This window comes from Lactobacillus agrestimuris (assembly GCF_943193025.1).
In the GTDB taxonomy this organism is placed as follows: Bacteria; Bacillota; Bacilli; order Lactobacillales; family Lactobacillaceae; genus Lactobacillus; species Lactobacillus agrestimuris.
The window spans coordinates 20,541-41,755 of sequence record NZ_CALPCQ010000014.1; the positions used below are offsets into that span (position 1 = coordinate 20,541).

Consider the following 21,215-nt stretch of genomic DNA (forward strand, 5'->3'; position numbering starts at 1 on the left):
TAAAATCTATGGAGGATTTGCGATGTTTTCAATTTTTATGATACCGATCATCGGATTACTATTAGATCTACTTTTAAATAAGCTCTTTCCTAAAGCAATGTTCCGTGGTTACGATATTTTACCCTTTTTCTTTATTCCAGCATGTGGGATGATTACCCACCATCAAAATAACCCATCTTTTCTACCATATGGCTTTTTATTCTTTTTTATTTTAGTAATAATTATGACTGTAGAGCTTGCAATAAAGAATAAGAATATCTCTTTAGGAAAAACTTTAAGACAGATTTGGAGATATTTATCAATTAGCTCCGTATTTTGGTATTTTGGCCTTTTATTTTTGATGATTATTTAATATATGATTAAAAAGCTCTTCGATTTAAAAAATCGAAGAGCTTTTTTTTATTGATTTATAATTCAATAAAAATGCAAAAAAAAACATTTTTTTCGGACATGTTGTGGTAGGAAGTGGTGAAATGTGGTAAATTATTAATTGGAAGGGGGCTAGACCATGTTCATGGGTGAATATCATCATAATTTGGACAGTAAAGGTCGTTTGATTATACCGGCTAAATTACGTGGCCAAATTGGTGAAAAAATGATATTCACAAGAGGAATGGAGGGCTGTATTTTCGGTTACACAATGGAAGTGTGGCATGAAATTGAAGCCAAGTTAGCGAAACTTCCGTTGACTAAGAGAAATGTTCGCAGTTTTATGCGATTATTTTACTCTGGTGCGATGGAAAGCGAGTTCGACAAGCAAGGGCGTGTCAATCTGACCACTACATTAAAAAAGCATGCCGAGCTTAAGAAAGAATGTGTTATTGTAGGTGTTTCTAACCGAATTGAAATCTGGTCAAGTGAGCGCTGGGAAGAATTCTCAGAAGCTGCTAACCAAAACTACGATGATATCGCAGAAGATTTGGACGACATTGAACTATAAATTATGGAATTCAAACACACCAGTGTACTCTTACACGAAACTATAGATAATTTAAAACCTAAAGATGGTGGTCTTTATGTAGATGCTACGTTCGGCGGTGGAGGCCATGCGAAGTATTTGCTCAGTAAGATTAACTCAGGAACATTAATAGGTTTTGACCAAGATGAATATGCAATAAAGGCAGCAGAGTTAAACTTTGCTGATTTATTGAGAGATGATAGTAGCCCAAGGCTAAAGCTAGTACATGATAATTTTAGTCATTTGGAAAGTAACTTGGTTAAGCTAGGTTACTCAGATGGCATAGATGGCATTTACTATGATTTAGGGGTCTCATCTCCTCAGTTTGATCAAGCTGACCGCGGATTTTCCTATCGATATGATGCAAGGCTTGATATGAGAATGGATCAAAGTCAATCTCTTGATGCTTATGAGTTAGTTAACACTTTGGATCAAAAAGATCTAGCAAATATTTTGTATAAGTTTGGTGATGAAAAATATTCTCGCCAAATTGCCAGAAAAATCGTTGAAAAGCGTAAGGTTAAGCCAATTGAAACTACTTTTGAATTAGTAGATATCATAAAAGAAGCGATACCTGCGTTTGCACGTAGAACCGGAGGTCATCCCGCGAAAAAAAGCTTCCAGGCTTTGCGGGTGGCAGTTAACCACGAATTAGAAGTCCTACAAGAATCCCTTGAAGAGGCGATAAAAGCTCTGCGCCCCGGAGGACGGATAAGTGTGATTACATTCCAATCTGATGAAGACAAGATAGTAAAAAAGATTTTTAAAAAATATTCTGAAGTCGAAGTTCCAAGAGGGATGCCGATAATTCCTGATGATTTGAAACCGACACTTCGTTTGGTAAATCGCAAACCGATTACAGCTTCTACAACAGAATTAGAAGACAACAACCGCTCACACAGTGCGAAGTTACGGGTTGCAGAAAAGATATAAAGAGGAAAGATGATGGCTGATAGTTCTGCAAGAAGAATAGAATTTGAACCCAACGAACAAGTAAATGTTGGAAACAAACGACGAATTGTTCTTAATCCACGTCAAGTTCGTTGGACGTTCTTTGAAAAAACGTTAATTGTTATTGGAAGTATAGTTACCTTGGGAATGATGATTTTCCTTGTTTCTTCTAGTATCTCTGTAACCTCAGCACAACATAAGCTTTCTGAAGTTCAACAGAGAATTACTAAAGTAGAAAATAGCAACGCTGATTTAAGTCAACAGATTGGTAAACTTTCATCAAGTGCTCGATTGAATGAGATAGCACGTGCTAAAGGTCTAACTTTGAATGAAAAAAATATTAGGACAATTCGTTAATGAAAAAGAAAAATAGTAATTTAAAATTACAAAAAACCAAAGCCCACGGCTACCGCTTTACGGTGGGGAGAGTTCTCCAAATGGCCGTGGCTTTGGTTTTTCTTGTATTTATGGGTAGATTTTTATATATCGGGATTTCTAAAACAGTTGATGGAGAAAACTTATCCGCTCGGACCAAACAACTGTATCAAAGAAATGAAGTATTGAAGGCAACGCGAGGAAGTATATATGATAGCAATGGCTTATCCCTTGCTGAAGATTCGCATTTGTATACTGTATACGCAATTTTAGATAAGTCTTCAATTAATTCTGATAATAAGCCTGAATATGTTGTAAATAAAGATAAGACTGCTAGAGAATTAGCAACAGTACTTCCGATTTCTGAAGATAAGATTTTGGAATATTTAAATCCAAAACATAAGGCCTTTCAGGTTCAATTTGGAACAGCCGGAAGTAATTTGACTAAAGAACAAAAAACAAAAATTGAGTCAATGAAGTTACCTGGGATTAAATTTATTGAAACGCCTTCAAGATTATATCCAAATGGTGTATTTGCATCTCATATTGTTGGTTTAGCTCAACCAGTCTACAATAAAAATTCGTCCTCACCTAATTTAGTTGGAACAATGGGACTTGAAGCTTGGTATAACAATATCTTATCTGGTAAAGATGGATATAGGATTTCATCTGTTGATGCTTCTGAAAATCAATTACCAAATAAGTCTCAAACATATAAACCCGCTAAAAACGGAGATAATTTATATTTAACAATTGATTCGCAATTACAAACTTTCTTAGAAGAACGCCTTTCAGATGTTCAAAAGAAATATAATCCTGTAAGTCTGACGGCAGTTGTTGAAGATATGAAGACCGGAAAAATTTTAGCAGCTTCACAGCGTCCAACTTTTAATCCGCAAACAAAGAAGGGGTTAACGAACGCTTATCGGGATATTTTAGTTCAAGATAATTATGAAGCTGGTTCTGTTTTTAAAGTTTTAACTTTAGCTGCAGCGGAAAATAGTGGTAATTATAATCCAAATGAATATTACCGCTCTGGTTCTGTTAATGTTGGTGGTGCGACTATTAATGACTGGAACAAATCCGGATGGGGAACTATCCCAATGTCACAAGCCTTTGCACGTTCAAGTAATACCGGTTTTGTTCACTTAGAACAAAAGATGGGTGCAAAAACTTGGAAGAAGTATCTCAAGCGTTTCAGAATTGGACAAAAAACTGGAGTAACTTTACCTGGTGAACAACCTGGTTTGGTATCATTTAATACTTCAACCGATCAGGCGGTAACTAGTTTTGGTCAGGGTGTTAGTGTTAACGTAATGCAAATGATGCAGGCCTTTAGTTCATTAGGTAATAATGGCCAAATGGTTAAACCACAATTTGTTGATAAGATTACTAATTCAGAAGGCAAAACTATTAAACCATATAAGGTGGAAAAAGTTGGTGCTCCAGTTTATACAGAAAAAACTCGCAAAGTGATCATTGATAATATGAAGCGAGTATTAAATAAGCAAATTGGAACTGGGTATGCTTACCATATGAATGGCAAAGATATCGCTGTTAAAACAGGTACAGCTCAAATTGCTAATCCTAAAGGTGGCGGCTATATGAAAGGTGACAGTAATTATATTTTCTCAGTAGTTGGAGTTACTCCAACTAAGAATCCACGTTACTGCATTTACTTGACAATGAAGCAGCCACGTAACATGACACAGCCAGCAGAATCAATTTTAGCCTCTATTTTTAAGCCAATGATGAATAGAATCATTGTTATGTCGAAGAATCAACATGTAGATTCCTCAATCACTAAGATACCGGATGTTAAGGGCAAGAGTTCATCTGAAGCCAAATCTGCTATTAATAAAGCAGGATTTGAACCTTTCCAATTAGGAACCGGTGACAAGGTGACTGCTCAGGGTATTAGCGCAGGTGAAAGGCTTGAAATTGGTAGTAAGGTATTCTTCTTAACTTCTGGCAAAATTAAATGTCCTGATATGACTGGTTGGGATCTAGAAGATCTGCATCAGTTTGAGAATTTGACAGGAGCAAAAATTACTATTTCTGGTACTGGAAAAGTTAAGAATCAAGACATTAAAGTTGGTACAATTATAAATACGGGTAAAAAAATAAAAGTAACTTTAAAGGAGTAAAAATATGCTAGTAAGCATTATTGCATTAGTTAGTTCGCTTGCAATAACAGCGATCTTTGTTCCCTGGTTGATTATCTTTATGAGATCACATCACGAAGGACAAGAAATTAGAGATGAAGGACCTAAGTGGCATCAAAAGAAGTCAGGTACACCTACAATGGGTGGGACGATCTTCGTTTTAGCCGCAGTCATTTCTACACTCTGGGTATCAATCTGGCAAGGTGAATTAAATAAGACCATTTGGATTTTAATTATTTCACTTCTTGGATATGGAATTATTGGTTTCTTGGATGATGGTTTGAAGCTTTTCTTCAAGCGTAATTTAGGTTTACGCGCATGGCAAAAATTAGTTTTACAAATTTTAATTGCCTTTTTAATCGTTTGGATTGCTGCTTCAGATCACTTTAGCTTAAGCTTGTATATTCCATTTGCTGGTGTTGTAAATAGTGCAGCTTTGTTCATTATTTTTGTTATCTTCTGGCTAGTTGGATTTTCTAATGCAGTTAACCTTTCAGATGGACTTGATGGACTTGCTACAGGTTTATCAATCGTTGCTTATGGAACATATGCATATCTTGCATATGTACAAAATAACTTAAGTGTATTGATTTTTTGTATGAGTGTCATCGGCGGTTTGATTGCCTTTCTAATCTATAATCATAAACCTGCTAAAATTTTTATGGGAGATGCGGGTTCACTTGCATTAGGTGGAGGATTGGCAGTAGTAAGTATCTTGTTAAATCGTCCATGGTCATTACTTTTAATTGGTATTGTCTTTGTTTGTGAAACTGCTAGTGTAATCATGCAGGTAATATCATTCAAGACGACTGGAAGAAGAATCTTTAAGATGACTCCAATTCACCACCACTTTGAAATGCTAGGATGGTCAGAATGGAAAGTTGATATAGTGTTCTGGTTAGTAGGTTTAGTAGGAAGCATTTTGTATATTTGTATTTGGGGATAAAAATGAAAGAAATTGATACTTATAGAAACAAAAATGTATTAGTTTTAGGTTTAGGAAAAAGCGGATTTGCAGTAAGTGAATTATTGTTAAAACTTGGTGCAAAGTTAACTTTGAATGATAAAGCTGACTTAGACGAAAATCCCAAAGCTAAAGAATTAGAAGCTCAAGGCGTACGAGTTATTGGTGGATATCATCCAGTTGAAATGTTAGAAGAAGAACATTTTGATTATTTGGTAAAAAATCCAGGGATTCCATATGAGAATCCAATGGTTGCCAAAGCGGAGGAATTATCTATTCCAATTATTACTGAACCTGAAGTTGCTCTAAGCTGTTCAGAAGCACCTTACGTTTGTGTGACTGGTTCAAATGGTAAAACTACTACAGTAATGCTCACTCAACAAATTTTAGATCATCATCTTCAAAAGTCCGGTCACCATGCTTATGCAGTAGGTAATATTGGTGTGCCAATTTCTGAAGTAGTTACTAAAGCAACCAAGGATGATATTTTAGTTGTTGAAATTTCAAGTTTCCAATTACTTGGAGTAACGGATATTAAGCCTAAAGTTGCAGCCATTGTAGATATTTACAATAATGTCCACTTGGATTATCACAAGACTTTTGAAAATTATGTTGATGCAAAATTAAGAGTAACTAAGTTTCAAGATAGTACCGATTTCTTTATTGCTAACTTTGATCAAAAAGATATTTTGGGAAAAGAAAAGGTAACTACAAAAGCTAAGACCCAAACTTTCTCAGAAAAAGATAAATCAGCCGATTACTTTATTGGCGATGAATATCTTGAATCACAAAATGAAAAGATTATAAAAATTGATGATATAAAATTACCGGGAATTCATAACTTACAAAATAGTTTAGTAGCAATCGCTATTTCAAAGATTATGGGTGCTGATAATGATGATATTAAAGCGGTTCTTACCACATTTTCTGGTGCAAAACACCGCCTACAATATGTGATGACGCTTGATGGCAGAAAGATCTATAACGATTCAAAATCTACTAATATTGAGGCTGCGACTGTAGCTATTCCTTCATTTAAAGAACCTGAAGTATTAATTGCCGGTGGGTTAGATCGTGGATTTACTTTTGATGATTTAATTCCATTGTTTAAGAAACATGTAAAGGCCATTGTTTTATATGGTGAAACACGATATCTTTTAGCTGATAGTGCTAGAAAGGCTGGAATTAAAGATATAGTAATTGAGAACACTCTTCAAGAGGCAGTGCCTAAGGCATATGAATTGACTGAACCTGGCGATGTTATGCTGTTATCACCTGCATGTGCTTCATGGGATCAATTTAGAACTTTTGAAGATCGTGGTGATTATTTTGTTAAATTTGTTAAGGAATTGAAGACTAAGTAAGATGAGAGTAATTTTTACTGGTGGCGGAACTGGTGGCCACATTTACCCAATTATGGCGATTATTGAACGTCTTAAAGAACTTGGAATAAGTACAGATGATGAGATTTTATTTGTAGGTACTGAAAAAGGTTTGGAATCAAAGATTGTACCTGCGGCTCATGTGAATTTTAAGACAATTAGAATTCAAGGTTTTAATAGAAAGCATGTTTTAAAAAATTTTGAAACAATCGAATTATTCTTTAAAGCTACCAAAAAAGCAAAGCAGATTATTGAAGAATTTAAACCAGATTTAGTATTTGGTACAGGTGGCTATGTCAGCGGTGCAATGGTTTATGAAGCATCTAAGATGAATATTCCTACAATGATTCATGAGTCAAATTCAGTTGTCGGCCTGGCCAATAAGTTCTTGGGTCATTATGTTGATAAAATAGGTTATACTTTTGATGATGCTGCCAAGCAATTTTCTGAAAAGAAAAAATTAGTTAAAACTGGTAATCCGAGATCACAACAGGTTCTTGCATTGAATAATGAAAGAATTGACTTGAAAAAGGAATTCGATTTTAACCCAGAAATTCCGACTGTCTTAGTATTTGGTGGTTCACGTGGAGCCTTGGCGATTAACAGAATTATGCTTAAATCAATTGTTGAATTAAAGAAGAAACCATATCAAATTATTTGGGCTACTGGAAATTATTACTATGATGCAATTGAAAAGAAATTACAGGGCGTTGATTTAGGTAAGAATATTAAAGTATTGCCATATATCAAAAATATGCCTGCATTACTTCCAGAAATGACTTGTGTAGTCTCAAGATCTGGTGCAACCAGTATTGCTGAAATTACAGCTTTAGGTGTACCTGCGATTTTAATTCCAAGTCCAAATGTTACTCATAATCACCAAATGAAGAATGCAATGGATTTGGAAAAAGCAGGTGCAGCCTTGGTTCTTCCAGAGGATGATTTAAATCCAAATAATTTTGTTGCATCAATTGATCACATTTTGCTTGATCAAAAGTATGCCGATGAGATGAAGAAGGCATCTAAGGCCTTAGGTGTACCTGATTCTACAGATCAGATTATTAAAGTAATGGAAGAAATAAGCAAGTAAAGGCAGGTGAGGTAGTTGCCCAAGAAAGATATAACGAAAATTGATCCGAGAAAAGAACTTTCTCCATACTTGAATCATCAAACAAGTAAGAAAAAAAACAAGAATCGTAAAAAAGTAACGAAGGTTTCTGCCTCGCTTTCCGGTCTCCAATCAGAACGAAGAAAATCTTTGTTTAAAGGATTGGGACTAATATTGGGAATATCAGTTATAGCGATAATTATCTTCGGCTATTATGTTTCACCTTTAGCTAATATTAATAGTGTAGAGGTAAAGGGTGCCCCAGATTTACCAACAAAAGAAGTAGTTGCTAATTCAGGGATTAAATCTGATGAAAAAATCTTTGATTATTTGTTCAATTCAAAAAAAGTTGATGAAAAATTATCAAAGAAATATCCTGAAGTTGATGGTGTAAAGATAAGTGTTAAACATCTTAATAATTTAGTTTTACAAATTAATGAGTATCCAACAATCGGATATATTAAAGATGGGAGCAAATATCGAAAAATTTTATCAAATGATGATATTGGAAGTCAGTCCCTGAATTGGAAAAACATTAATCAAGAGAAACCAATTTTTGTTGGTTATACTAAAAAAATGTCCTTGAAGAATGACTTGAAATTGTTTAACAGTTTCCCAGAAGATTTCCGTCAAGAAGTAAAATTATTGACTGGAAAAGGAGCTCGCACAAATCAAATAATTTTAGTCATGAAAGATGGCAATGTGGTCATTGGTAATACAGCAACTTTAAAGAATAAAATTCTTTACTATAATTCAATTAAAGCAAAAGCTGGTAAAAATAGCTTAATAGATTTGGAAGTTGGGGCATTTAGTAGACCACTTACCAAAGGTGAAATGAAAGCATATGGAATAAACTAGCTGTTTTATATGAATTTTTATGTTAAAATTTCTTGAAGGTAGTTATTAATGGAGGCTTAAATTTGGATAATTCAAAACTGTTAGTAGGTCTTGATATAGGAACTACTAGTGTAAAAGCAGTTGTTGCAGATTCAGGAAAAGTGATTGGCGCTGTTTCAACTCCCAACGAAGGAATGAGACATGGTCAAATTGTTGATATTGATCAAACGGCTGCTGCAATTAGTACAGCATTAAAAGAAGTAGCAGAAAAAACCAATTCTAATATTTATCGTGTAGTGACAGGTATACCAGTAGGTATGCTCCAACTTGAAAGTGCAACAGGATTAATCAGTGTTGCTGATAATGGACAAGAAGTTGGTAATGATGATGTTAAGCGGGTTTCTCAAGCAGCAATTAGATCGGCTGTTAAAGATGGTAGAGATCCAATTACATTTTTGCCAAGTAGATTTTTGATTGATGGCAAAACTGATGTCGATGATCCAAGGAAGATGATCGCTCATTCTTTAGCAGTAAGAGGTATTCTACTTACTGCTCCAACTGGTGCACTTCACAATATTAGAAAAGCAATTGAACGAGCAGGCTACAAGAATAATTTTTTTGTTCCAACTCCACTTGCAATTGCTAGTGTCGCGCTTGATGAAGGTGAAAGAACATTTGGTTCTATTATCTTGGATTTAGGTGGTGGAACTACTACAGCCACAGTTATTCAAGATAATCAAATTAAATATGCTAATATTGATCCTGAAGGTGGAAAAGACATTAGTAATGATATATCTGTGGTTTTAAGCATTTCAAAGAAGGATGCAAATCAATTAAAACTTGATTATGGATATGCTGATCCAAATCTAGCCTCAAAAAATGATAAATTTGCAGTTAACAGCGTTGGCTCAAATGGTCAACAAATGATCGATGAAGTTTATTTGAGTGAAATTATTAACGCACGTTTGATGCAGATTTTAAATAGAGTTGGTAAAGGCTTAGCAAAAACTAATGCACTTAAGTTACCAGGTGGTATCGTAATCACGGGTGGTAGTAGCTTACTTCAGGGAATTGATCATTTAGTTGCTAATACCTTAGGAATTAAAGCGAGAATTTATCAACCAGATCAAATGGGAATGCGGAATCCGGTTTATGCAGCAGCATATGGAATCGTAAATTATTCTTATAGAATGTCAGAAATCGATTTCATCGTTACTGGAGCGATTTATGGTGGTACAGATACTGTACCATCTGAAAAACAAGGTTCAACTCAAGCTACGAATAACGGAAATATCAAAAATTTGAAAAGAAATCCGGCTTCTAGTGAAAGTGAACAGAAAGAAGCATATAATAATAGTAAAACTTCAGAGAGAGAAGATTCTCCTGAAAAAGAAAATAATCCAAAAAATAGAGCAGGAAGCATAAAAGACTTCTTTAAAAAATTCTTTGACTAAAGGTGGGTAATTAGATGGATTTTACATTCGATTCAGACGACAATAAAAATGCTGTCATTAAGGTAATCGGTGTCGGTGGAGCCGGCGGTAACGCAGTAAATCGAATGATCGATGATGGTGTTCAAGGTGTTTCATTTATTGCTGCTAACACTGATGTACAAGCTTTGAACAGTAATAAAGCAGAAGAAAAGATTCAACTTGGACCTAAATTAACTAGAGGTTTGGGTGCTGGTTCACATCCAGAAGTTGGTCAAAAGGCTGCAGAAGAAAGTGAACAAACAATTGAAGATGCACTAAAAGGTGCAGATATGATTTTTATCACCGCTGGTATGGGTGGTGGTACAGGAACTGGTGCGGCTCCTGTAGTGGCTAAAATTGCTCGTGAGACTGGTGCTTTAACTGTTGGTGTTGTTACAAGACCCTTTAGTTTTGAAGGACCTAAGCGTTCAAGAAATGCGGCTGAAGGAATAACTCAATTAAAGCAATATGTTGATACCCTAGTTATTATTGCAAATAATCGTTTGCTTGAGATGGTTGATAAGAAGACTCCAATGATGGATGCCTTTAAGGAAGCTGATAATGTCTTGAAGCAAGGTGTTCAAGGTATTTCAGACTTGATAACTTCAACTGACTACGTTAACTTGGACTTTGCTGATGTTAAGACAGTTATGGAAAACCAAGGTGCAGCCTTAATGGGTATTGGTCGTGCTAGTGGTGAAAATAGAACTGTTGAAGCTACTAAATTAGCTATTTCTTCACCTTTACTTGAAGTATCAATTGATGGTGCTAAGCAAGTACTTTTGAACATTACTGGTGGTCCTGATTTAACTTTATTTGAAGCTCAAGATGCTTCAGAAATTGTATCTAAGGCCGCAGGGGATGATGTAAACATTATCTTTGGTACTTCAATTAATCCAAATCTTGGTGATGAAGTTGTTGTTACAGTTATTGCAACTGGTATTGACTCGGCTATTGAAGAAGCGGCTTCAAAGCAACTTCCTGGTAGAAGTCATCAAATTAAGGCTCAGACCAAGAAAGAAGAAAATAGTGAAACTACTGAAGAAGCAAGACCAAAGAGCCAGATTGGTCAAACTGTTCAGCCAAATGAAGATATGGATGCAAGCACTCTTGAAACAGCTCCTGTTAATCCAGCACCAAAGCATGACACAATGGTAGATCCAACTAGTGTTTGGGGCTTGAATGATAGTGAACAAAGTTCAAGAAGAAATCAAACTGAACCAGATGAGAATCACAATAATAATTTTGATTCATTTGCTAATGATGATCAAAATAGTATTTCTCAAATTGAAACCAGTGTACAAGATGATGACAGCAACGATATTCCATTCTTTAAGCACCGTAATGAGAACTAGTAGGAGGAATAAATCATGGCTTTTGACAAATTAGGTAAATTCTTCGGAATTTCTGATGAAGAAGATATGACAGACGAAGAAAGTTATTCTGATGCTCAACAAGATCTCGAAAATGATCAAATTCCTATGAATAATCTAAATCGTGACAATGTTGTTTCAATCAAATCAGGTATGTCATCTACTAAGAGCCAAATTGTCCTATACGAACCAAGAGTATATTCTGATGCTAAAGATGTTGCCCAAAATTTATTGCAAAATAAGGCTGTTGTGATTAACTTTGGTAGAATGGAAGATAGTTCTGCAAGAAGAATTGTTGACTTTATTACTGGTACAGTTTATGCATTAAATGGAGAAATTCAACGCATTGGTGATAAGATCTTTTTAGCAACTCCACCTAAGTTTGTAACAGATGGCAAAATTAGTGAATTACTTGATAAGAAAGATAATTTAGGGTAATGGTAGTTTATAGTATTATTTCTATAATTGATTGGTTGATATGGCTATATTGTTTACTTATTGTGATAAGTGCAATTTTAAGTTGGGTACCAATGCTTTATAATTCAGCAATTGGACAATTCTTAAATAAGATCGTCGATCCTTACCTAAGTTTATTTAGACGAGGCCCATTACAAACACTTGCAAATAATACAGGCATTGATATTTCACCAATTATTGCAATCTTTGTTCTATATTTTATTCAAGATTATGTTTTGAGATGGGTAGCTAATATTTTATTTAAATTGGTTGGATAATGGAAAAAAGACAAGCTAGTAGCTTTTATCCTCACTTCAATCAAGATGAAAGACCAACTATTGATCATATAGTTGGTCTTTTTAATAACTTGATTTTTAAGCAACAAACTATTTTGACCGACTTTTTAAATCCTGGGGAAAGGGAAATTCTTAAAAAGATAGTTGGAAATGATGCGTTTGTTCAAGAGTTTGGTGGATATGAAGATGCGGAGAAAAAGCGCGTATTAATGAGTATAGAATGGATTAATGTTAATCCATTTGATTTTAAAATAATTCCTTTAGAAATAGACTATCCCACAAAATTCGCTAAGTTAACCCATAGTTCAATCTTAGGCACTTTAGCAAATTCAGGAGTGGAGTTGGATACTTTTGGAGATATTATCACTGATGGCAATGGAAAATGGCAATTCTTTATAAAAGAGGAATTATTAGAATTCTTTAAAAATGAAATCAATAGAATTGGAAGAACTCAAGTTAAATTGAAAGAAATAACTTTCAAAGATGTAGTTCAACCAGAAGATAATTCGATTGAACGAACAGAAATTGTTTCTTCATTAAGAGTCGATGCACTTTTGGCCAGTGTAAGCAAAAAGAGTAGAGGCGAAATTCAAAAAGTTATTGGTGAAAAAGAAGTTAAATTAAATTGGCATGATATTCAAAATTCTAATATAATGATTAAAGAAGCCGATATATTAAGTTTGCGTCACTTCGGTAGAATAAGAATTGAAGGGATAACCGCAACTAGAAAAGGTAAATATAGGGTGGTGTTTAGAATTTGGCAAAACATGAAAAGATAGATCAACTTACACCGATGGATATTCATAATAAGGAATTTAAACATCGTGGACGTAATGGTTATGATCGTTATGAAGTAGATAGTTTTTTGGATCAAATAGTAGATGATTATGGTGATTCTTTAGATGAAGTTGTTGATTTAAAAAATCAAATGGCTTCATTGAATGATAAGGTTACTGAACTTCAAGCGAAAGTTAATAAGTATGAGCAAAAAGAAAGTGAAGTAAATCAAGCTTTAGTTTCTGCTCAACAAACAGCAAATAAAATTATTGCAGATGCAAAGGCTGAAGCAGAAAAGTCTGTTAAAGATGCCAAAGATCAATCGATGACTGATACTAATTATCAAAGACAGCAACAAGATGTTCTTAAGTATGATTATGATCGCTTAAAGAAGGAAATTGGTGAATTTAGAACCAACATGCAAGCTATGTTGCAAAAAGAAATTGATAATTTAAGTGATGATCAATGGCAACACGCACTAGACAAATATTTTAAGACACCAAGATTCTATCCTGAAGATGGCTCAGAACCGGTTCCTACTGCTGAAACTCAGGAAGAAGAATTTGCACGTGAAGCACGTTTAGCCGACGAATTCACAGATGATCTTGACGAAAATGATTATGAATTAGTTGACGATGATGTTGACATTGATGACGATGATGAAGTAGACTCTAGTGAAGAGGTTGTTGAAGCAGATGATGATTCTGAACCACAACCTATGACGGGTGATAGTTCAAATCATGAAACAATCAATACTGAAGCACCTGCCAGAAAAGATACTGGAGTAAACATTGTATTTCCAGATGATTATAAAGATCATAATTAGATCGACAGTAAAACTAAATGACAGTTTAGCGAGTTAGTGATGGTGAAAGACTAACATAAGAGTCGGATAGTTGATCGGCTGCCAATGTATCTAAACGTTAATTGCACGATACGCAATGTTTAAGTGGGGCATTTTATGCTCAATTTAGGTGGTACCACGATTAACCTCGTCCTAATTCGGACGAGGTTTTTCTTTTTTACAGAAAGGAAAAATTGAATGAGAATCAAAGATACATTGAATTTAGGAAAAACTAAATTCAAGATGCGTGGAAATCTTCCTGTTCGTGAAGCTGAATGGCAAAAGCAATGGGAAGATAATGATTTATATGAACAAAGATTAAAGTTGAACGAAGGTAAACCTCGTTTTGATTTACATGATGGCCCTCCATTTGCTAACGGAAATATTCACATGGGTCACGCATTAAACAAGATCTCAAAGGATATTATTGTTCGTTACAAGAACATGGATGGCTACTACGCACCATACGTACCCGGTTGGGATACTCACGGTCTTCCAGTTGAACAACAACTTGCTAAAAAAGGTGTTGACCGTAAGTCAATGGATCGCGCAAAATATCGTGAGCTTTGCCGTCAATTTGCGGAAGAACAAATTCAAAAGCAAATGACTGACTTTAAGCGCCTTGGTGTAATGGCAGATTGGGATCATCCATATATTACTTTGCAACCTGAATTCGAAGCAGAAGAAATTCGTGTCTTTGGTGAAATGTTTAAGAAGGGTTACATTTACAAGGGTAAGAAACCTGTTTACTGGTCATGGTCAAGTGAGTCAACTTTAGCAGAAGCAGAAGTTGAATACCACGATATCAAATCACCAAGAATCTATGTTGCATTTCCAATTTTAGATGGCAAGGGAATTCTTGATCAAGATACTTCACTTGTAATTTGGACCACTACTCCTTGGACTATTCCAAGTAACGTTGGTATTACTGTTAACCCTAAATTTGATTACTCACTAGTTGAAGTTGATGGTAAAAAATACGTTATCGGTGCTGACCGCCTTAAGGCTGTAGCTGAAGACTTAGGTTGGAAAGATTACAAGGTTTTGAAGGACATCAAAGGTACTGAATTTGACAAGATGACTTACAAGCATCCGCTTTACGATGTAACTGGTCTTGTAATGAACGATACTTATGTTACTGATGATGATGGTACAGGTCTTGTTCACAACGCTACTGGTTTTGGTGAAGATGATTACAATGTTGGTCGTCGCTATGGATTACCAGTATTTAGCCCAATGGATGCACAAGGTAAGTTTACTGATGAGGTTCCAGATCCAGACCTTGTTGGTGTATTTTATGAAGACGCTAATAAGATTGTGACTGACAAGCTTGAAAAGGCCGGTGCACTTCTTAAATTAAGTTTCTTTACTCACTCATATCCACACGATTGGCGTACTAAGAAGCCTGTAATTTACCGTGCTACTACTCAATGGTTCGCATCAATTGATAAGTTTAGAGATCAAATCCTAGATCAAATTGAGAAGGCCAATTTCATCCCTTCATGGGGTAAGACTCGTCTTTACAATATGATTAAAGACCGTGGTGACTGGGTAATTTCTCGTCAACGTGCTTGGGGTGTTCCACTTCCAATTTTCTATGCTGAAGATGATACTCCAATCGTTACTCCAGAAACCATTGAACATGTTGCCAAGATTTTTGAAAAAGAAGGATCAATTGCTTGGTACAAGCGTTCAGCTAAGGAATTACTACCAGAAGGCTTTACTTCTGAACATTCACCACATGGTGAATTTAAGAAGGAAACAGATATCTTAGATGTTTGGTTTGACTCAGGTACATCATGGGCAGGTGTCATGAAGCTTAGAAATGGTCTTGACTTCCCAGCTGATCTTTACCTTGAAGGTAGTGATCAATACCGTGGTTGGTTCAACTCAAGTTTAATTACTTCTGTTGCTACTACTGGGTTAGCACCTTATAAACAAGTTCTTTCACAGGGATTTGTTTTGGATGATAAGGGCCATAAGATGAGTAAGTCACTTGGTAATACTATTTTGCCAAACGATGTAATCAAAAAGATGGGTGCAGAAATTATTCGTTTGTGGGTTGCTCAAGCAGATACTTCATCAGACGTTGCAGTTTCATACGACATCTTGAATCAATCGGCTGAAAGCTACCGTAAGATCAGAAACACTTTCCGTTACATGCTTGCTAATACTAGTGACTATGATCCAAAGGAAAACCGTGTAGCTTATGATGATCTTCGTAGCGTTGATCAATATATGGAAGTTAAACTTAACGATCTTATCAAGGATTGTTTAGCAGCATACGACAAGTACGACTTCTCAACTGTGTTTAAGCGTGTATTCAACTTCATTTCAAATGATTTATCATCATTCTACTTGGATTTTGCTAAGGATGTACTTTACATTGAAGCTGAAAACAGTCATGCACGTCGTTCAATGCAAACTGTAATCTACGATGCAGCAGTTAAGATTGCCAAGATTTTGACTCCAATTTTGCCACACACTATGGAAGAAATTTGGGGCTTCTTAAAAGAAAACGGCGAATACATTCAATTATCTGAAATGCCTGAAGTTGAAACTTTCATTAACCGTGAAGATTTACTCGAAGATTGGGGTAAGTTCATGAAGCTTCGTGATGATGTCCTTAAGGCCTTAGAAGAAGCTAGAAATGAAAAGTTAATCGGTAAATCATTTGAAGCAGCTGTAACTGTCTACCCAGATGATGAAATGAAAGATGTTCTTAAGAAGCTTAATGCTAACTTTAGAGAAATCTTGATCGTTTCGAACTTAACTATTTCTGATGAAGAAGCACCTGCAGATGCTAAAAAATTCGCAACTGCTTCAATTGTAGTTAAGCCAGCTGAAGGTGAAGAATGTCCACGTTGTCGTATGATTAGAACTGATATCGGTGTAGATCCTAAATTGCCACAACTTTGTGGACGCTGTGCTAAGATAGTGGAAGAAAACTATCCAGAAGCAGTACAAGAGGGTCTTGAATAATGAAACACGGTATTGTTAAACAGTTTGATGAAGGCAGTGCATATGGTTTTATTGAAGATGATATCAATCATAAATCATACTTTGTCTTCTATACAGCTATTAAAGAAGAAGGTTATAAACGTTTAGAAGTTGGTCAAAAGGTAAAATATCAGTTAGCACAAGGTAAAAAAGGATTACAATGTGTTAATGTCTATTTGGCCGATTAAATAAGACAGGGGTTAAAGATGGATTTAAAAGAAACTGAAATTTCATCCCAACCTATCTTTAAAGGTAGAATTGTTGACCTTTCAGTCAGAACAATTAAACTTCCAAATGGTGAAAAAGCCACAAGGGAAGTAATTAAGCACCAGCCAGCAGCAGCTGTTATTGCTATAAATGAAAATAAACAAATGTTATTAGTCAAACAATGGCGTGAACCAATTAAGCAGCTAACATTGGAAATTCCTGCTGGTTTGATTGATTCAACCGATGCTAGTCCACTTGATGCAATGAAGAGAGAACTTAACGAAGAGGGTGGATATAGGGCAGAATACTGGGAAAAAGTAATGGAATTTTATTCTTCTCCTGGTTTTACTGATGAGAAAATGTATCTATTTTATTGTGATACATTAACCAAACTTGAAGAGAAGCGTTCTCTTGATGAAGATGAATTTTTGACTGCTGAGTGGTATAGTCTTGATGAACTTAAAAAGATGCTTTCAGAAGGTAAAATAGTTGATGCAAAGACCATCTATGCTATTACTTTCTGGGAAAATATGTTATTAAGTGGTCAAAAGATGAAGGAAACTAATGACTGAAAAAAGAGCTGATTATCGTAAAAAGCAGGCAAAAGGCAAGAATAATCTTTTGAATAAGGTTAAAGCTGCCTTTGATGATAGTTCAACTGTTGATACAAGCGATGTAGACGTAAATCCAGATTTCACTAGAGATCAGTCTGAAAGAAGACCATTAGAAGGAAATGGGTTAGAAGATTACCAAAAAGTTGCGGTAAATTCACCTTCACCTTCAATTTCTGATGAGAAAAGGTTACGTCTTAAGAAAAGATTGAATATCTCAATCTTTGTAGTTACCATATTAATCATCTTAGTGTTATTAGCACTGTTTTATTTATAAAGTGAATTGAGGAAGAAAATGAAAATTGCGATTATTGTGCCAATGCAAGAAGAAGCAGAATTTTATCGTAAGCATTTTCGCTCAGAAGACAGAGAAATGTTCGGATCAACTGAATTCGAGCATTTTTCTGTTAATGGTAATGATATTTACCTTGGCCTGAGTGGAATTGGTAAGGTTAATGCTGCAATGAATTTGGCAAGTTTATTAAGTAATGTAGACATTGATATGATATTCATGACTGGATCAGCCGGATCAATGCAGGATAGTGTTCGTAAAGAAGATTTGATTTTACCAAGTGAATTTGCATATCATGATGCTCACAATACATTAGCTGGTAATTATGTAGAAGGACAAATTCCACAGGAACCTGCCAGATATGAATTGAGTTCAGATGAACGAAATAAGTTTGCTAAATATTTAACTGATAAGGGTGTTAAATATAAAGAAGGCTTAGTTGTAACTGGTGATTCATTTATTGCATCGGATGTACAAAAGAATGAAATTAAACAAAACTTTAAAGATGCACTTGGAGTTGAAATGGAAGGTGCTGCTTTTGCACAAGTTGCTAGCCACTTTAACGTTCCATTAGTAGCAATGAGAGCAATATCTGATAATGGCGATGACAATGCGGATGATGATTTTGATGCATTTGTTAAAAAGGTTGGCGCTAAGGCAGCTAAATTAATTTGTGACTATGTTGAAAATCTAAATTAAGGGGTTGCTTTCAAAAAGAAAGTAACTTATTATAAATAAGTGAGGATAACTATGGCAAATACAGTTATAATCAATGGCGATAAACGTAAGTTTACATTGAGTTCAGACGTAAAGCTTTATTCATTAATGGATGTTGGCTTTACTAAAACCAAAAAAGGTAATTATAATTATGAACATCCTTTGTACAATGATTCACCATATGATGCACCAACTAAATTGAAGATGACTGTTGATAAGGATTTATCACATTTAACAATGGTTGTTACTGATAGAACTGGTTTGCAAAAGGTTAATATTTTTAAAAATAAACAATTAGCGAAAACTGTAGAACTTTTAGATTTTATTTTAGAAGATCTAGAGGATCGCAATATAATTGTTCCAGTGAAGGACTGATTAGATGGTAGACAATAGTAAGATCAGAGTTGTTGTCGGAATGAGTGGTGGAGTTGATTCTTCAGTTTCAGCTTTACTTTTGAAACAACAAGGCTATGATGTTGTCGGTGTCTTTATGAAGAATTGGGATGACACTGACGATTCTGGAGTTTGTACAGCAACAGAAGATTACGCAGATGTAAAGAAGGTTGCCGATAAAATTGGGATTCCATATTATTCAATTAATTTTGAAAAGGAATACTGGCACCGAGTTTTTGAATATTTCTTAGATGAATACAAAAAGGGTAGAACTCCAAACCCTGATGTTATGTGTAATAGTGAAATCAAATTTAAATCATTCCTTGATTTTGCAATGGATCTTGACGCTGATTATATTGCAATGGGTCATTATGCAAAAACTGTGAAGGATGAAAATGGCGTCACTCACATGATGAGACCTAAGGATGGTAATAAGGATCAAACTTATTTCTTAAGTCAATTGAGCCAAGATCAGATTAAGAAGGTAATTTTCCCACTTGCTAACTTAACTAAGCCACAAGTACGGGAAATTGCTTTGGCAAATGGTCTAGCTACAGCTAAGAAGAAGGATTCAACTGGAATCTGCTTTATTGGGGAAAGAAACTTTAGAAAGTTCTTAAGTGAATTTTTGCCAGCTAAGTCAGGTAAGATGATTACTCCTGATGGAAAAGTTGTTGGTGAACATGCTGGTCTTATGTACTACACAATAGGTCAAAGACAGGGTTTAGGTCTTGGTTCTACTAAGGAATCAACTGATCCATGGTTTGTAGTTGGTAAGGATCTTGAGAAGAACGAATTGATCGTTCAACAAGGTTATGACAGTAAGCTCCTTTATGCTACTCAACTTAAAGCAAGTGATATGTCATTCTTTACTGGTAAGCCAGATCATGATATTGAATTTCACTGCACCGCTAAGTTTAGATATCGTCAATGTGATGTTGGTGTAACTGTTCAATATCACGCTGATGATAATACAGTTGATGTCTTCTTCGATGAGCCAGCTCGTGCCGTGACTCCTGGACAAGCTCTTGTTTTATATGATGGAGAAGAATGCATCGGTGGAGGTAATATTGATGCTGCCTTCCAAGGTGCAAAAGAGTTACAATTAGTATAATGATTATAAAAAGAGTAAGAAAATTTTTCTTACTCTTTTTTTGAAGGAGTTTTTATGTACAAATTAATTGCTTGTGACTTAGATGAAACTTTATTAAGTGATGATGTAACAATTTCTCAAAGAAATATTGATGCAATAAAAGCAGCATTGAATAAAGGCATCAAGTTTGTTCCTGCCACAGGAAGAGGGTACAATTCAATACAAAATGTTTTAAATGATCTAGATTTAAAGGATAAAGCAAGCGAGTATGTGATATCGTTTAATGGCGGTTGTATTACTGAAAATAAAGATAATAGAATAATAAAGTTTGCTGGCCTAGAGTATTCGGAAGTAAAAGCGTTGTTTCAAATTGGTAGAGAATTTGATGTCTGTATCCATGTTAATACTAAAAATAAGTTGTTTATCTATAATGCTAATGATGATGAATTGAATTATGTAATGGCCCGCAACTCTTTTGAAGTTATTAAAGATCCTGATGATTTATCTTTTTTAAAGAATGAGGATGTTGCAAAGGTAATTTACGGTAATACTGATCTAGATTATTTATCAAGGATTGAAAAAGTTATTAGAGAAAAAGGCTACAACCTAGATATTTCATATTCATCAAATAGATATTTAGAATTAAATCCTCAAGGAGTCAATAAAGGACAGGGATTACATGAATTAGCTGCCAATTTAGATATTGATCTTGCAGATACAATTGCAATAGGTGATAATTTTAACGACCTATCAATGATTAAGACTGCTGGTTTAGGTGTTGGAATGAAAAATGTCAATCCTAAGATAAAACAATATTGTGACTTTATTACTAACTCAGATAACAATGAAGGTGGAGTTGGAGAAGTTATTGAAAAGTTTATTCTTGATAAATAAACAGAAGAATATAATTAGAAATTTTTGCTAAAATAGATTCATAAGGAGCG

Annotated in this window: 23 protein-coding genes; all 23 read left to right on the plus strand. The window is 34.9% G+C overall.

Features of this window, described 5'->3' with window-relative positions; translation table 11 throughout:
* Positions 1–22: 22 nt before the first annotated feature.
* Complete coding sequence (locus NFR82_RS05595; protein ID WP_251717310.1) at positions 23–352, plus strand: DUF3397 family protein; 330 nt, start codon at positions 23–25, stop codon at positions 350–352.
* A 156-nt stretch (positions 353–508) separates the two neighbouring features.
* Entirely contained in the window at positions 509–940 is a 432-nt protein-coding gene (mraZ, locus tag NFR82_RS05600) for a division/cell wall cluster transcriptional repressor MraZ (protein ID WP_251717311.1), read from the plus strand.
* A 3-nt stretch (positions 941–943) separates the two neighbouring features.
* On the plus strand, positions 944–1,891 hold the full coding sequence (gene rsmH / locus NFR82_RS05605) for a 16S rRNA (cytosine(1402)-N(4))-methyltransferase RsmH (protein WP_251717312.1): 948 nt from the start codon (positions 944–946) through the stop codon (positions 1,889–1,891).
* 12 nt (positions 1,892–1,903) lie between these two features.
* Positions 1,904–2,266: a cell division protein FtsL gene (gene ftsL, locus NFR82_RS05610; protein ID WP_251717313.1), complete on the plus strand. Its 363-nt coding sequence runs from the start codon at positions 1,904–1,906 to the stop codon at positions 2,264–2,266.
* Complete coding sequence (locus NFR82_RS05615; RefSeq protein WP_251717314.1) at positions 2,266–4,431, plus strand: penicillin-binding protein; 2,166 nt, start codon at positions 2,266–2,268, stop codon at positions 4,429–4,431. Before ftsL ends, NFR82_RS05615 begins: the two co-directional genes overlap by 1 nt.
* Before the next feature lie 4 nt (positions 4,432–4,435).
* Positions 4,436–5,395 carry a phospho-N-acetylmuramoyl-pentapeptide-transferase gene (gene mraY, locus NFR82_RS05620; RefSeq protein ID WP_251717315.1) on the plus strand — a complete coding sequence of 320 codons (960 nt, stop codon included), beginning with the start codon at positions 4,436–4,438 and terminating at the stop codon, positions 5,393–5,395.
* A gap of 2 nt (positions 5,396–5,397) precedes the next feature.
* Entirely contained in the window at positions 5,398–6,777 is a 1,380-nt protein-coding gene (murD, locus tag NFR82_RS05625; protein ID WP_251717316.1) for a UDP-N-acetylmuramoyl-L-alanine--D-glutamate ligase, read from the plus strand.
* Between the two features lies 1 nt (position 6,778).
* The gene (murG, locus tag NFR82_RS05630) at positions 6,779–7,885 is read left to right on the plus strand and encodes an undecaprenyldiphospho-muramoylpentapeptide beta-N-acetylglucosaminyltransferase (protein ID WP_251717317.1); all 1,107 of its coding nucleotides are present in this window, start codon (positions 6,779–6,781) and stop codon (positions 7,883–7,885) included.
* Between the two features lie 15 nt (positions 7,886–7,900).
* Positions 7,901–8,761: a cell division protein FtsQ/DivIB gene (locus NFR82_RS05635; RefSeq protein WP_251717318.1), complete on the plus strand. Its 861-nt coding sequence runs from the start codon at positions 7,901–7,903 to the stop codon at positions 8,759–8,761.
* A 62-nt stretch (positions 8,762–8,823) separates the two neighbouring features.
* Positions 8,824–10,194: a cell division protein FtsA gene (gene ftsA / locus NFR82_RS05640; protein WP_251717319.1), complete on the plus strand. Its 1,371-nt coding sequence runs from the start codon at positions 8,824–8,826 to the stop codon at positions 10,192–10,194.
* 14 nt (positions 10,195–10,208) lie between these two features.
* Positions 10,209–11,567, plus strand: a complete 1,359-nt coding sequence (ftsZ, locus tag NFR82_RS05645) for a cell division protein FtsZ (RefSeq protein WP_251717320.1) — start codon at positions 10,209–10,211, stop codon at positions 11,565–11,567.
* A 15-nt stretch (positions 11,568–11,582) separates the two neighbouring features.
* Entirely contained in the window at positions 11,583–12,023 is a 441-nt protein-coding gene (locus NFR82_RS05650) for a cell division protein SepF (protein ID WP_251717321.1), read from the plus strand.
* The gene (locus tag NFR82_RS05655; protein ID WP_251717322.1) at positions 12,023–12,319 is read left to right on the plus strand and encodes a YggT family protein; all 297 of its coding nucleotides are present in this window, start codon (positions 12,023–12,025) and stop codon (positions 12,317–12,319) included. Before NFR82_RS05650 ends, NFR82_RS05655 begins: the two co-directional genes overlap by 1 nt.
* Positions 12,319–13,116 carry a YlmH family RNA-binding protein gene (locus tag NFR82_RS05660; RefSeq protein WP_251717323.1) on the plus strand — a complete coding sequence of 266 codons (798 nt, stop codon included), beginning with the start codon at positions 12,319–12,321 and terminating at the stop codon, positions 13,114–13,116. The genes NFR82_RS05655 and NFR82_RS05660 overlap by 1 nt, the downstream gene beginning before the upstream one ends.
* A gap of 14 nt (positions 13,117–13,130) precedes the next feature.
* The gene (locus NFR82_RS05665) at positions 13,131–13,940 is read left to right on the plus strand and encodes a DivIVA domain-containing protein (protein ID WP_251717341.1); all 810 of its coding nucleotides are present in this window, start codon (positions 13,131–13,133) and stop codon (positions 13,938–13,940) included.
* Positions 13,941–14,156: 216 nt separating this feature from the next.
* Entirely contained in the window at positions 14,157–16,940 is a 2,784-nt protein-coding gene (ileS, locus tag NFR82_RS05670) for an isoleucine--tRNA ligase (RefSeq protein ID WP_251717324.1), read from the plus strand.
* Positions 16,940–17,146 carry a cold-shock protein gene (locus NFR82_RS05675; protein ID WP_251717325.1) on the plus strand — a complete coding sequence of 69 codons (207 nt, stop codon included), beginning with the start codon at positions 16,940–16,942 and terminating at the stop codon, positions 17,144–17,146. Before ileS ends, NFR82_RS05675 begins: the two co-directional genes overlap by 1 nt.
* 18 nt (positions 17,147–17,164) lie before the next feature.
* Entirely contained in the window at positions 17,165–17,737 is a 573-nt protein-coding gene (locus NFR82_RS05680; RefSeq protein ID WP_251717326.1) for an NUDIX hydrolase, read from the plus strand.
* Positions 17,730–18,053 carry a hypothetical protein gene (locus NFR82_RS05685; RefSeq protein WP_251717327.1) on the plus strand — a complete coding sequence of 108 codons (324 nt, stop codon included), beginning with the start codon at positions 17,730–17,732 and terminating at the stop codon, positions 18,051–18,053. The genes NFR82_RS05680 and NFR82_RS05685 overlap by 8 nt, the downstream gene beginning before the upstream one ends.
* Positions 18,054–18,071: 18 nt before the next feature.
* On the plus strand, positions 18,072–18,767 hold the full coding sequence (locus tag NFR82_RS05690; protein WP_251717328.1) for a 5'-methylthioadenosine/adenosylhomocysteine nucleosidase: 696 nt from the start codon (positions 18,072–18,074) through the stop codon (positions 18,765–18,767).
* A gap of 51 nt (positions 18,768–18,818) precedes the next feature.
* Positions 18,819–19,160 carry a DUF1831 domain-containing protein gene (locus tag NFR82_RS05695; protein ID WP_251717329.1) on the plus strand — a complete coding sequence of 114 codons (342 nt, stop codon included), beginning with the start codon at positions 18,819–18,821 and terminating at the stop codon, positions 19,158–19,160.
* A 4-nt stretch (positions 19,161–19,164) separates the two neighbouring features.
* Positions 19,165–20,292, plus strand: coding sequence for a tRNA 2-thiouridine(34) synthase MnmA (gene mnmA, locus NFR82_RS05700; protein WP_251717330.1), 1,128 nt, complete (start codon positions 19,165–19,167; stop codon positions 20,290–20,292).
* A gap of 54 nt (positions 20,293–20,346) precedes the next feature.
* A complete protein-coding gene (locus NFR82_RS05705; RefSeq protein WP_251717331.1) occupies positions 20,347–21,165 on the plus strand; it encodes a Cof-type HAD-IIB family hydrolase in 819 nt (272 codons plus the stop codon).
* The last annotated feature ends 50 nt before the right edge of the window (positions 21,166–21,215 follow it).

Coding starts and splice junctions, on each gene's coding strand:
- mraY (WP_251717315.1), top strand. CDS start 4,436: ATGCTAGTAAGCATTATTGCATTAGTTAGTTCGCTTGCAATAACAGCG.
- NFR82_RS05675 (WP_251717325.1), top strand. CDS start 16,940: ATGAAACACGGTATTGTTAAACAGTTTGATGAAGGCAGTGCATATGGT.
- NFR82_RS05665 (WP_251717341.1), top strand. CDS start 13,131: ATGGATATTCATAATAAGGAATTTAAACATCGTGGACGTAATGGTTAT.
- rsmH (WP_251717312.1), top strand. CDS start 944: ATGGAATTCAAACACACCAGTGTACTCTTACACGAAACTATAGATAAT.
- NFR82_RS05660 (WP_251717323.1), top strand. CDS start 12,319: ATGGAAAAAAGACAAGCTAGTAGCTTTTATCCTCACTTCAATCAAGAT.
- murD (WP_251717316.1), top strand. CDS start 5,398: ATGAAAGAAATTGATACTTATAGAAACAAAAATGTATTAGTTTTAGGT.
- ftsL (WP_251717313.1), top strand. CDS start 1,904: ATGGCTGATAGTTCTGCAAGAAGAATAGAATTTGAACCCAACGAACAA.
- NFR82_RS05615 (WP_251717314.1), top strand. CDS start 2,266: ATGAAAAAGAAAAATAGTAATTTAAAATTACAAAAAACCAAAGCCCAC.
- NFR82_RS05685 (WP_251717327.1), top strand. CDS start 17,730: ATGACTGAAAAAAGAGCTGATTATCGTAAAAAGCAGGCAAAAGGCAAG.
- mraZ (WP_251717311.1), top strand. CDS start 509: ATGTTCATGGGTGAATATCATCATAATTTGGACAGTAAAGGTCGTTTG.
- NFR82_RS05705 (WP_251717331.1), top strand. CDS start 20,347: ATGTACAAATTAATTGCTTGTGACTTAGATGAAACTTTATTAAGTGAT.
- NFR82_RS05655 (WP_251717322.1), top strand. CDS start 12,023: ATGGTAGTTTATAGTATTATTTCTATAATTGATTGGTTGATATGGCTA.
- NFR82_RS05650 (WP_251717321.1), top strand. CDS start 11,583: ATGGCTTTTGACAAATTAGGTAAATTCTTCGGAATTTCTGATGAAGAA.
- murG (WP_251717317.1), top strand. CDS start 6,779: ATGAGAGTAATTTTTACTGGTGGCGGAACTGGTGGCCACATTTACCCA.
- NFR82_RS05595 (WP_251717310.1), top strand. CDS start 23: ATGTTTTCAATTTTTATGATACCGATCATCGGATTACTATTAGATCTA.
- ftsZ (WP_251717320.1), top strand. CDS start 10,209: ATGGATTTTACATTCGATTCAGACGACAATAAAAATGCTGTCATTAAG.
- NFR82_RS05695 (WP_251717329.1), top strand. CDS start 18,819: ATGGCAAATACAGTTATAATCAATGGCGATAAACGTAAGTTTACATTG.
- ileS (WP_251717324.1), top strand. CDS start 14,157: ATGAGAATCAAAGATACATTGAATTTAGGAAAAACTAAATTCAAGATG.
- mnmA (WP_251717330.1), top strand. CDS start 19,165: ATGGTAGACAATAGTAAGATCAGAGTTGTTGTCGGAATGAGTGGTGGA.
- NFR82_RS05690 (WP_251717328.1), top strand. CDS start 18,072: ATGAAAATTGCGATTATTGTGCCAATGCAAGAAGAAGCAGAATTTTAT.
- NFR82_RS05680 (WP_251717326.1), top strand. CDS start 17,165: ATGGATTTAAAAGAAACTGAAATTTCATCCCAACCTATCTTTAAAGGT.